The 11,048-nt window shown below is 70.9% G+C and carries 11 protein-coding genes; 9 read left to right on the top strand and 2 right to left on the bottom strand.

Annotation, left to right across the window (positions count from 1 at the left end):
- Positions 1-279 precede the first annotated feature (279 nt).
- Complete coding sequence (locus ACIBN2_RS19150; protein ID WP_399135645.1) at positions 280-981, bottom strand: FadR/GntR family transcriptional regulator; 702 nt, start codon at positions 979-981, stop codon at positions 280-282.
- A 165-nt stretch (positions 982-1,146) separates the two neighbouring features.
- Between ACIBN2_RS19150 and ACIBN2_RS19145 the strand changes: the two genes are divergently transcribed.
- The 9 genes from ACIBN2_RS19145 to ACIBN2_RS19105 all read left to right on the top strand — a co-directional run bounded on the left by ACIBN2_RS19145 (position 1,147) and on the right by ACIBN2_RS19105 (position 9,553).
- Complete coding sequence (locus ACIBN2_RS19145; protein WP_399135644.1) at positions 1,147-2,223, top strand: sugar ABC transporter substrate-binding protein; 1,077 nt, start codon at positions 1,147-1,149, stop codon at positions 2,221-2,223.
- Entirely contained in the window at positions 2,220-3,758 is a 1,539-nt protein-coding gene (locus tag ACIBN2_RS19140) for a sugar ABC transporter ATP-binding protein (protein WP_399135643.1), read from the top strand. The genes ACIBN2_RS19145 and ACIBN2_RS19140 overlap by 4 nt, the downstream gene beginning before the upstream one ends.
- Positions 3,751-4,776, top strand: a complete 1,026-nt coding sequence (locus ACIBN2_RS19135) for an ABC transporter permease (RefSeq protein ID WP_399135642.1) — start codon at positions 3,751-3,753, stop codon at positions 4,774-4,776. Before ACIBN2_RS19140 ends, ACIBN2_RS19135 begins: the two co-directional genes overlap by 8 nt.
- 31 nt (positions 4,777-4,807) lie before the next feature.
- Positions 4,808-6,166 (top strand): L-fuconate dehydratase, encoded by a 1,359-nt coding sequence (locus ACIBN2_RS19130; RefSeq protein ID WP_399135641.1) that lies wholly within the window; start codon positions 4,808-4,810, stop codon positions 6,164-6,166.
- On the top strand, positions 6,163-6,918 hold the full coding sequence (locus ACIBN2_RS19125; RefSeq protein WP_399135640.1) for an SDR family NAD(P)-dependent oxidoreductase: 756 nt from the start codon (positions 6,163-6,165) through the stop codon (positions 6,916-6,918). Before ACIBN2_RS19130 ends, ACIBN2_RS19125 begins: the two co-directional genes overlap by 4 nt.
- On the top strand, positions 6,915-7,901 hold the full coding sequence (locus ACIBN2_RS19120; RefSeq protein WP_399135639.1) for an aldo/keto reductase: 987 nt from the start codon (positions 6,915-6,917) through the stop codon (positions 7,899-7,901). Before ACIBN2_RS19125 ends, ACIBN2_RS19120 begins: the two co-directional genes overlap by 4 nt.
- Positions 7,898-8,212, top strand: a complete 315-nt coding sequence (locus ACIBN2_RS19115; RefSeq protein ID WP_399135638.1) for an L-rhamnose mutarotase — start codon at positions 7,898-7,900, stop codon at positions 8,210-8,212. The genes ACIBN2_RS19120 and ACIBN2_RS19115 overlap by 4 nt, the downstream gene beginning before the upstream one ends.
- Complete coding sequence (locus ACIBN2_RS19110) at positions 8,209-9,042, top strand: amidohydrolase family protein (RefSeq protein WP_399135637.1); 834 nt, start codon at positions 8,209-8,211, stop codon at positions 9,040-9,042. Before ACIBN2_RS19115 ends, ACIBN2_RS19110 begins: the two co-directional genes overlap by 4 nt.
- A 127-nt stretch (positions 9,043-9,169) precedes the next feature.
- Positions 9,170-9,553 carry a hypothetical protein gene (locus ACIBN2_RS19105; RefSeq protein ID WP_399135636.1) on the top strand — a complete coding sequence of 128 codons (384 nt, stop codon included), beginning with the start codon at positions 9,170-9,172 and terminating at the stop codon, positions 9,551-9,553.
- An 18-nt stretch (positions 9,554-9,571) separates the two neighbouring features.
- On the opposite strand, the gene ACIBN2_RS19100 is transcribed toward ACIBN2_RS19105, so the two are convergent.
- Positions 9,572-10,996 (bottom strand): lipase maturation factor family protein, encoded by a 1,425-nt coding sequence (locus tag ACIBN2_RS19100; RefSeq protein ID WP_399135635.1) that lies wholly within the window; start codon positions 10,994-10,996, stop codon positions 9,572-9,574.
- Between the last annotated feature and the right edge of the window lie 52 nt (positions 10,997-11,048).

Below are 11,048 nucleotides of genomic sequence, written 5' to 3'. Positions count from 1 at the left end.
GGTAGGACCAGAGCCGGGGAGGTGCGGTCCCGTGGGTGAAGGCGGTACGTGAGTTGGACTACGCGCCGGTGGCCCGACGAGTCGTCGGCGGGGTCACGCTCTCTGAGAGGCTTTCACAGCCGTACCCCCGTAGCTGAGTGACAGCGGGGCAACCCCCGATGCTCCGCGGCTGTCGATGGGCAGCTAAGCAGAGAACCGGGGGGTCGGGAATACGACGGAATGGGGGTGCCGTAAGGAGGAGACGGCCCTCCTCTTGCGCGTCGCGTGCAGCGCCCGGGCTCACGGGCCCAGTTGAGTCCTCAGCCACTGCTCGACCTCGCCCACATGTGCGGCCGCCGCCGCGCGGGCCGCCTCCGGGTCGTGGGCGACCAGGGCGCGGTGGATGGCCGCGTGTTCGCGGCGGGTGCGCTCGAAGGCGCCCTGCTCCTGGTAGCCGCGCCAGACCCGGGCGCGGAAGGTGCGCGAGGACAGGCCCTCCAGGATGGCCGCCATGGTGTCGTTGCCCGCGGCGGCCGCGATCTCGCGGTGGAAGGCGAGGTCGTGGGCGAGGATCTCCTCGGGGTCGTCGGTGGCGTTCATCGCCGTGAGGTGCTTCTCGACCTCGGCGAGCTGGTCGGGGGTGATGCGGGCGGCCGCCAGCGCGGTCGCCGTCGACTCCAGGATGCGCCGCACCTCGAGCAGCTCCACCAGGCGCGGGCCGCGGGAGAGGTCGGCGACCACGCCGAAGGTCTCCAGCAGGTCGCCGGCCTCCAGCTGGGTGACGTAGATGCCGGAGCCGTGCCGGGCCTCCAGCACGCCGAGCACCGTCAGCGCGCGGATCGCCTCGCGCATCGAGCTGCGGGAGATGCCCAGTTGGGCCGCGAGGTCGCGCTCGGTGGGCAGCCGCTGGCCGGGCTCGAGGCGGCCCTCGCCGATCATCGCCTTGATCTGCTCCATGGCCCGCTGCGTCACGGTGCCCTTCTGCGGAGCTGTCTCGTCCACGCCGCGCCTCCAGTCACCGGGTCCGCCGCAGTCTAACCAGCGGAGTGGTCGGACCACTATGGGTCCGTGGCCGCAAAATCTGGGGTACAGGGGTGTTGTTTCGGGGAAGTGGTCTGATAAGTATGCCGTCATCTGCTCGAACCCGCTCAACGAGGAGCCGCCAAGATGCCCGGCAGGACAGTGCGGAAACGGAACAGGTCCAACATCCTCGGCGTGGCGGCCATCGCCGCCTGCGCCTCACTCGCGCTCGCCGCTTGCGGCAGCATCAAGGACACCGGCGGCTCCGCAAGCGCCGGGGGAGGCGGCGGCAGCGGCAAGGTCGGCGTGATCCTGCCCCTGCTGACCTCGCCGTTCTGGCAGTCGTACAACGACTACGTGCCGAAGATGGCCAAGTCCGAAGGCGTCGACGCACTGAAGACGGTCAACTCCAACAGCGACCCCTCGCAGCAGATCACGGACATCAACAACCAGCTGAACCAAGGCGTGAAGGGCCTGGTGGTGGCCCCGCTGGACAGCGCCGCCATCGAGGCGGGCCTCGACCAGGCCGACCGCAAGGGCGTGCCGGTCGTCGCCGTCGACGTGGCGCCCGACAAGGGCAAGGTCGCCATGGTCGTGCGCGCCGACAACGTCGCCTACGGCACCAAGGCGTGCGACTACCTGGGAGCGCACGTCACCAGCGGCAAGGTCGTGCAGATCATGGGCGACCTCGCCTCGGTCAACGGGCGCGACCGCTCCGAGGCGTTCCGCTCCTGCGTGAAGAAGAAGTACCCGAAGCTCAAGGTCCTGGAGATCCCCGCCAAGTGGGAGTCCGACGCCGCGGCCTCCAAGCTCGACACGCTGCTCAACGCCAACCCCGACATCAAGGGCATCTACATGCAGGCCGGCGGCGTCTACCTCGCGCCCACCCTGCAGACCCTGAAGGCGAAGAACCTGCTCAGGACGGCGGGCCAGAAGGGCCACATCGTCATCGTCTCCAACGACGGCATCCCGCAGGAGTTCGACGCCATCCGCAAGGGCCAGATCGACGCGACCGTCTCCCAGCCCGCCGACGCATACGCCAAGTACGGCATGTACTACATCAAGGCCGCGATGGCGGGGAAGAGCTTCAAGCCCGGCCCCACCGACCACGACTCGACGATCGTCAAGCTGCCCAGCGGCATCCTCGAGGACCAGCTGCCCGCCCCGCTGGTCACCAAGGAGAACGTCGACGACCCCAAGCTCTGGGGCAACACGGTCAAATGAGCACCCACGAGAGCCAGTTGGCCGAAGGGAGTCCGGTGGTGCCCCTCGTCGAGGCGCGGGACGTCGTCAGGCGCTACGGCCCCACCACCGCCCTCGCGGACGGCCGGCTCACCGTGCTGGCCGGCGAGTCCCACGCACTCGTCGGCCGCAACGGCGCCGGCAAGTCGACCCTGGTCCGGGTCCTCACCGGCCTGGAGGCACCCGACGAGGGCACGGTCCGCTTCGACGGCGAGCCCGCGCCCCCGCTCGCCGACCGGGACGCCTGGCGCCGCAAGGTCGCCTGCGTCTACCAGCACCCCACGGTCGTACCGGAGTTGACGGTCGCGGAGAACCTCTTCATCAACCGCCAGCCGCTGCACCGGGGCTTCATCAGCTGGCGCCGCCTGAGGAGCGAGGCGGCCCAGCTCCTCGACACCTGGGACGTGCACGTGGACCCGGAGGCGCGCACGGCCGACCTCAAGGTCGAGGACCGCCAAATGGTGGAGATCGCACGGGCGTTGAGCTTCGGTGCCCGCTTCATCATCCTCGACGAGCCCACCGCCCAGCTCGACAACCGCGAGATCGAGCGGCTCTTCGACCGCATGCGCGCGCTGCAGGACTCGGGCGTCACCTTCCTGTTCATCTCCCACCACCTCCAGGAGGTGTACGAGGTCTGCCAGACGGTCACCGTGCTGCGCGACGCCCGCTGGATCACCACGGCCCCGGTCGCCGACCTGCCGAGGACGGCCCTGATCGAGGCCATGGCGGGGGAGTCCATCGAGACCCTCGCCGAACAGGGCGTGCAGGAGAGGATCGTCGACGACAGCGCGCCCGTCCTGCTCGATGCCCGCGGGCTCACCTCGGAGGCGTACGAGAACATCGACCTGACCGTCCGGCGCGGTGAGGTCGTCGGGCTCGCCGGATCCTCCGCCAGCGGCAAGATCGAACTGGCGGAGGCCTTCGCGGGGCTGCGCACGCCGACCGGCGGGACAGCCCGACTCGACGGCAGGGAGCTGCCGTTCGGCGACGTCCATGCCGCTCTGGAGGCCGGTGTCGGCTGCGTCCCGCGCGACCGGCACGACCAGGGCCTGATCGCCGGCATGACCGTCGGCGACAACGCCACCATGAGCGTCCTGGACCGGCTGGGCCGCTTCGGCTTCGTCGGCACCGACCGCAGGCGCAGCGTCGCCACCGAGCTGATCGACCGCCTCGACATCCATGCCGAGGGCCCCGGCCAGCCGGTGTCCGACCTGTCGGGCGGCAACGCGCAGAAGGTCGTCATGGCCCGCGCGCTCGCCTCCGACCCACGGCTGCTCGTCCTGATCAACCCCACCGCGGGCGTGGACGTGAAGTCCAAGGAGTCGCTGCTGGCCCGCGTGGACAGCGCCCGCGAGGACGGCACCGCGGTGCTCGTCGTCTCCGACGAACTCGACGACCTGCGGCGCTGCGACCGCGTCCTCGTCCTCTTCCACGGCCGCGTCGCCGCCGAGCACCCGGCGGGCTGGCGCGACCACGAGCTGATCGCCTCCATCGAAGGAGTGGACCACCATGGCTGACACCAAGGCGCCGCCCGTGAAGGCGGTGAGCGTGCCGGACGCCCGGGCGGCGCGGGCCGTGCTGGTGCGGCGCGCCCGCGAACTCGCCCTGGTTCCGGCGCTGTTGCTGCTTCTTCTGCTCGGTGCCGTGCTGAACGACTCCTTCTTCACCGAGGCCACGCTGATCTCCATCCTGGCCTCGTCGGCATCGCTGGCCATGGTGGTGCTGGCCGAGTCACTGGTGCTGATCACCGGCAAGTTCGATCTGTCTCTGGAGTCGGTGGTCGGCATCGCACCGGCCGTGGCGGCCCTGCTGGTGCTGCCCGCGGCCCAGGCCGGCTGGGGCACCGAACTCCCCGCCGGGCTGGCCCTGTTGGCCATTCCGCTGGTGGGCGCGGTCATCGGTGCCTTCAACGGGTTCCTGGTGGTGAAGGTGAAGCTCAACGCCTTCATCGTCACGCTCGCCATGCTGATCATCCTGCGCGGGCTCCTCGTCGGTGCCACGAAGGGCAAGACGCTGTTCGGCATGCCCGACTCGTTCTTCTCGCTGGCCACCACCACCTTCCTGCGCATCCCGATCTCCGTGTGGGTGGCCGCCGCCGCCTTCGCCGTCGCCGGGCTGGTGCTCAAGTACCACCGTGTGGGCCGCTCGTTGTACGCGATCGGCGGCAACCTGGAGGCGGCCCGCGCCGCGGGCATCCGCGTGGACCGCGTCCGGCTCGGCGTCTACGTCGTCGCCGGCGTCCTCGCCTCGATCGGCGGACTGATGTACACGGGTTACGTCGGTGCGATCGGCGCCAACCAGGGCCAGAACATGATCTTCACCGTGTTCGCCGCGGCGGTGATCGGCGGGATCAGTCTCGACGGCGGCAAGGGCACCATGTTCGGCGCCCTGACCGGCGTACTCCTGCTGGGAGTGGTCAAGACCATGCTCACCATGGCCCAGGTGCCGTCGTTCTGGATCGACGCCATCTACGGCGGAATCATCCTGCTCGCGCTCATCCTCGCCCGGGTGACCACCGGCCGCGCCCAGGACTGACCGCCCCCTGCCCCCGACCGAAAGGCCATCCGTGTCCCCGACGCCCGACCCCTCGTGCCGCATCACCGCGGTCGACACCCATGACATCCGGTTCCCGACCTCGCGCGAGCTCGACGGCTCCGACGCGATGAATCCGGACCCCGACTACTCGGCCGCGTACGTGGTGCTGCGCACCGAATCCGAGGAGGGCGCGGACGGGCCGGAGGGACACGGCTACACCTTCACCATCGGGCGGGGCAACGAGGTCCAGGTCGCCGCGATCCACGCACTGCGCCACCACGTGGTCGGACGGTCCGTCGAGGAGGTGTGCGCCAACCCGGGAACGCTCTACCGGGACCTGATCGGCGACAGCCAACTGCGCTGGCTGGGGCCCGAGAAGGGCGTGATGCACATGGCGATCGGCGCGGTCGTCAACGCCGTGTGGGACCTGGCGGCCAAGCGCGCGGAGAAGCCCCTGTGGCGGCTGCTCGCCGAGGCCGACCCCGAATGGCTGGTCGAGCAGATCGACTTCAGGTATCTGACGGACGCGCTCACCCCGGCGGAGGCGCTGGAGATCCTGCGCCGCGGCCGGCAGGGCGCAGCCGAGCGGACCGCCCGGCTGCTGGAGCGCGGCTATCCCGCCTACACCACCTCCGCCGGCTGGCTCGGCTACAGCGACGAGAAACTCACCCGGCTCGCCGCCCAGGCCGTCGCCGACGGCTTCAAGCAGATCAAGCTGAAGGTCGGCGCGGACCTGGAGGACGACGTACGGCGCTGCCGCGTCGCCCGCTCGGTGATCGGCCCGGACATCCGCATGGCCATCGACGCCAACCAGCGCTGGGACGTGGCGGAGGCGATCCGCTGGACCAAGGCGCTCGCCGAGTTCGACCCGTACTGGATCGAGGAACCCACCAGCCCCGACGACGTCCTCGGGCACGCCGCGATCCGCGAGGCCGTCGCCCCGGTCAAGGTCGCCACCGGCGAGCACGTGCAGAACCGCGTCGTCTTCAAGCAGATGCTCCAGGCCGGCGCCCTCGACATCGTCCAGATCGACGCCGCCCGCGTCGGCGGCGTCAACGAGAACCTCGCCATCCTGCTGCTCGCGGCCAAGTTCGGGGTACCGGTCTGCCCGCACGCGGGCGGCGTCGGCCTGTGCGAACTCGTCCAGCACCTGTCGATGTTCGACTACGTCGGCATCTCCGGCTCCACCGAGAACCGGGTCATCGAGTACGTGGACCATCTGCACGACCACTTCCTCGATCCGGTGGTGATCCGCGAGGCTCACTACACGGCACCCACCGCGCCGGGCTTCTCGGCCGCCATGCGGCCCGAGTCGATCGCGCGGTACTCCTTCCCCGACGGCGCCTTCTGGGCCGCCGACCGCGACGCGAAGAAAGGACGGGCGGCATGACGGACTTCGAGGGCCTGAAGGCTCTGGTGACGGGCGGGGCCTCCGGGATCGGGCGGGCCACGGCCGAACTCCTCGCCGCCCGCGGCGCCCAGGTCGCCGTCCTCGACCTCGACCCCTCCTCGGTCGAGAAGCCGCTCCTCGGCTTTCGCGCCGACGTCACCGACGACGCCTCCGTACGCGCGGCGGTGGCGGCCGCGGTCGCCGAGCTCGGCGGACTCGACATCCTGGTCAACAACGCGGGCATCGGCGCCCAGGGCACCGTCGAGGACAACGACGATGCCGAGTGGCACCGCGTCATGGACGTCAACGTGCTCGGCATGGTGCGCGTCGCCCGCGCCGCGCTGCCGCATCTGCGCGCCTCGCGGCGCGCGGCGATCGTCAACACCTGCTCCATCGCGGCCACGGCCGGCCTGCCGCAGCGGGCGCTGTACAGCGCGTCCAAGGGCGCCGTGTACTCGCTGACCCTCGCCATGGCCGCCGACCACGTCCGTGAGGGCATCCGCGTGAACTGCGTCAACCCCGGCACGGTGGACACCCCGTGGATCGGCCGCCTGCTGTCCAAGGCCCCCGACCCCGCCGCCGAACGCGCCGCCCTGGAGGCCCGCCAGCCCACCGGCCGTCTCGTCTCGGCCGACGAAGTCGCCGGCGCCGTCGCCTACTTGGCGAGCCCGCTGTCCGGCGCCACCACCGGCACCTCCCTAGCCGTGGACGGCGGCATGCAGGGCCTGCGCCTGCGGCCGGTGAGCCAGTGACCGTCCTCGGCAGGAGCGGTGTCGAGGTCGCCCCGCTGGGCTTCGGCGCCGCCGGCATCGGCAACCTCTACACCGCGGTGAGCGACGAACAGGCCCACGAGGCGATCGACGCCGCCTGGGCGGCGGGCATGCGCTACTTCGACACCGCGCCGCACTACGGCATCGGCCTGTCCGAACGGCGCCTGGGCGCCGCCCTGCGCGCACGCCCCCGTACCGAGTACACGATCTCCACCAAGGTCGGCCGCCGCCTGGAGCCCTGGGACGGTGGCGGAGACGACCTCGCCAACGGCTTCGCCGTACCCGCAACGCACCGCCGCGTCTGGGACTTCAGCGCCGACGGCGTACGCCGCTCCCTGGAGGAGAGCCTGACCCGGCTCGGCCTCGACCGCGTCGACGCCGTCTACCTCCACGACCCCGACGACCACGCCGACCAGGCATTCCGCGAGGCATATCCGGCCCTGGAGAAGCTGCGCTCGGAAGGCGTCGTCGGCGCCGTCGGAGCCGGCATGAACCAGGCCGGGATGCTCGCCCGCTTCGTCCGCGACACCGACGTCGACATGGTGCTGTGTGCCGGCCGCTACACCCTGCTCGACCAGCGCGCCCTCACCGACCTGCTGCCCGCCGCACAGGAACGCGGCACGTCTGTCGTCGTCGGCGGCGCCTTCAACTCCGGTCTGCTGGCCGACCCGAGGCCGGGAGCGACGTACAACTACACCCAGGCGTCAGCCGAGTTGCTGGACCGCGCCCTGCGCCTGAAGACCCTCGCCGGCCGGCACGGCACCACGCTGCGCGCCTCCGCCCTCGCCTTCTGCGCCGCGCATCCGGCGGTCGCGAGCGTCCTGGTCGGCACCCGCTCGGCGGACGAAGTCCGCGACTGCGCCGAGCAGTTCACCGCCCCGGTCCCCGCCGGGTTCTGGCAGGAGCTGCGCGACACCGGCCTCCTGCCCCCCGGCGCCCCCGTCCCCACCGAGGAGCCGTCTTGAGAGTCGCCCTGCACACCAAGGTCCGCGCGGACCGCGTCGCCGAGTACGAGGCCGCCCACCGTGAGGTGCCCAAGGAGCTCACGGACGCGATCCGCGCGGCCGGCGCCACCTCCTGGACGATCTGGCGCAGCGGCACCGACCTCTTCCACCTCCTGGACTGCGAGGACTACGCCCGCCTCCTCGCCGAACTGGAGAAGCTCCCGGTCAACGTCGCCTGGCAGGCGCGGATGGCGGAACTGCTGGACGTGGTGCACGACTACTCCGACGAGGGCGCGGAGGCCGGCCTGCCCGTCGTCTGGGAGCTGCCGTGACGGTCGACGCCCACCACCACGTCTGGGACCTGTCGATCCGCGACCAGGACTGGATTCCCGAACTCAGCCCGATCCGCCGCGACTTCACCCTCGCCGACCTCGAACCCGAGGCCCGCGCGGCCGGAGTCGGCCGCACGGTCCTCGTCCAGACGATCACCGTCCCGGAGGAGACCCCGGAGTTCCTGGCCCTGGCCGCCTCCCACGACCTGATCGCGGGAGTGGTCGGCTGGACCGACCTCGCCCGCCCGGACATCACCGACGAACTCGCCCGCCTGCGCGAACTCCCCGGCGGCCAGTACCTCAAGGGCATCCGGCACCAGGTCCAGGGCGAACCGGACCCCGACTGGCTGCTACGCCCGGACGTCCGGCGAGGTCTTGCGGCGGTGGCCGAAGCGGGCCTCGTCTACGACCTGATCGTCCTGCCGCACCAACTCCCGGCCTGCACCAAGACGGCGGCATCCCTACCCGAACTGACCTTCGTCCTGGACCACTTGGCCAAACCACCCATCGCCTCTCGCGGCCTGGCCCCCTGGAGTGGCGACCTCCGCACCCTCGCCGCCCTCCCCAACACGACCGCCAAACTCTCGGGCCTGCTCACCGAGGCCGACCCCACCACCTCGACCACCGCCGACCTCCGCCCGTACACCGAGACGGCCCTGGAGGCCTTCGGCCCCGCCCGCGTGATGTTCGGCTCGGACTGGCCGGTGTGCACGGAGCGGGCGACGTACGGCGAAGTACTGGACATGGCAGGGGAGTTGACGGCAGGGCTGAGCGCCGCCGAGCACACCGAGGTCTTCGAAGGTACGGCCGCGCGGGTTTACGGCCTTTGATCTGTGGACCACGCACAGTCGAACAGTGAGACGTGGGTCACCTCCGGGGGCGTCGGTGTCACACTCCGGGGCTCGCCTCCCTCTCAGGGGGCAACAGGCCCGACGGGCCGCCGAGAGGGGAAAGATCATGACAAGGTATCGGAAGACAGGGCGTGCACTGACCGCGGGCGCGGCTCTGCTGGGCGCACTGGCGCTTTCGGGACCCGCGCAGGCCGCCAACCGCACCTCCGTCGTCGCCTACGGCGCCCACATCCGCGCGAATGCCGTGTCCTACGGTGCGAACGGCGCCGTCAAGATCTGCGACGCCTATCCGGCCGACGGCTACGGGGTCGCCGTCCGCTACTACCGCAAGGTCGGAGGCCCTCAGAGGCTGACGGACCTCAACGGCAAGACCACCCCCTGCAACGTGACCTCCAACATCGAGAGCAATCCGATCATCCTCTTCACGGCGTGCGTGATCATTGACAACGTCGACTACTGCGCCTCCCCGTACCAGGACACCGGCCGGTAGCCCGCGCGCTCCGCAGGCTCACGACCTCTGAGCCACCCCCGCCAGCCGGGTGGGCGGCAGATACTCCCGTACGAAAGTCCGCTCCCAGCACGCCCCCGTCTCCCGCAGTTCGCGCCAGCTCGTGTACTCGTAGCGGAAGAGGCGCGCGCGGATGTAGCGGGGCGGGGCGTCGGGTGGGAAGGGGGAGCGGCGCAGCAGTCGCAGGGTGTCGCGGTCGTTCTCGAGGAGGCGTTCCACCAGGGCGCTGAACCAGGCGCCGGCGTAGGAGGGGGAGAGGGCGGCGAACCACATCAGCCAGTCCAGGCGCAGGTGGTAGGGGGCGAACTGGCGCGGCCAGCGGTGCGGGTCGCCGGGCTTGCCCTTGAACTCGTACTCCCGCCAGTCGGAGTCCTCGCGCGGCACGGACTCGTCCGTGCCCTCGATGACCACCTCGTACCGCAGCCGGCTGACACTGCCGAACGCGCCGTAGGTGTTGACCAGGTGGAGGGGGTCGAAGGAGCGGTTCATGACCTGGCGGCGGGAGATCATGTTCCGGACCGGCTGGTAGCTGAGGGCGAGGAGCAGGGCGGCGACGGCGACCACCAGGACCTCGTACCAGAGCGGGGTGTCCGGCACGGGCGACGGCGCGTCGGCCGGGAGCTCCAGCGCGGAGACGGCGAGCACGATGGTGATCCAGTTCAGCCAGGCGAAGTTGCCCGACAGCACCAGCCACAGCTGGGTGACGATCATCAGGGACGCGGCGGCCGTGGCGACCGGCTGCGGAGTGAACAGCAGCACCGGCACGACGAGTTGGGTGACGTGGTTGGCGGCCACCTCGGCCCGGTGCAGCGGCCGCGGGAGATGGTGGAAGAACCAGCTCAGGGGGCCCGGCATGGGCTGCGTCTCGTGGTGGTAGTCCAGACAGGTCAGCTTCCGCCAGCACGCGTCGCCGCGCATCTTGATCAGGCCCGCGCCGAACTCCACCCGGAACAGGATCCAGCGCAGCAGGAAGAGGACCACGACGGGCGGGGCCACCTCGTCGTTGCCCAGGAAGACCGCGAGGAAGCCGACCTCCAGCAGCAGGGACTCCCAGCCGAAGGCGTACCAGGTCTGGCCGACGTTGACGATCGAGAGATACAGCGCCCAGGGGACCAGCCACAGCAACATCCCTGCCCAGAGCGGGAGTTGTGAGTCCGCCCCGGCGAGCAGGGCCGCCGAGACCGCGCAGCCCGTCCAGGCGCAGGCCGCGAAGAAGCGGTCGGAGTAGTGCAGTTGGAACAGGCTCGGAGCCTGCCGGAAGCGCGCCCGTTCCAGGAAGCGGGGGACGGGCAGCATGCCCCGCTCGCCCATCAGTGCCCGGAACTGCAGGGCCGCCGCCAGGAACGCCACGAGGTACAGGCCGGCCAGAGCCCGCTGGAAGACCAGTCGGCTCAGCCAGTACCCGGGTGCGGTGAACCAGTCCACGGCCGTGCGCTCCTCGCTCCCATTGTCGCCCTGGCGCCCTGTCGCGCCGAAC

The organism is Streptomyces sp. NPDC050534 (assembly GCF_044457745.1).
Classification (GTDB): domain Bacteria; phylum Actinomycetota; class Actinomycetes; order Streptomycetales; family Streptomycetaceae; genus Streptomyces.
Note: the sequence above shows the minus strand (reverse complement) of the source record. Positions and strands in the feature narration are given on the sequence as shown.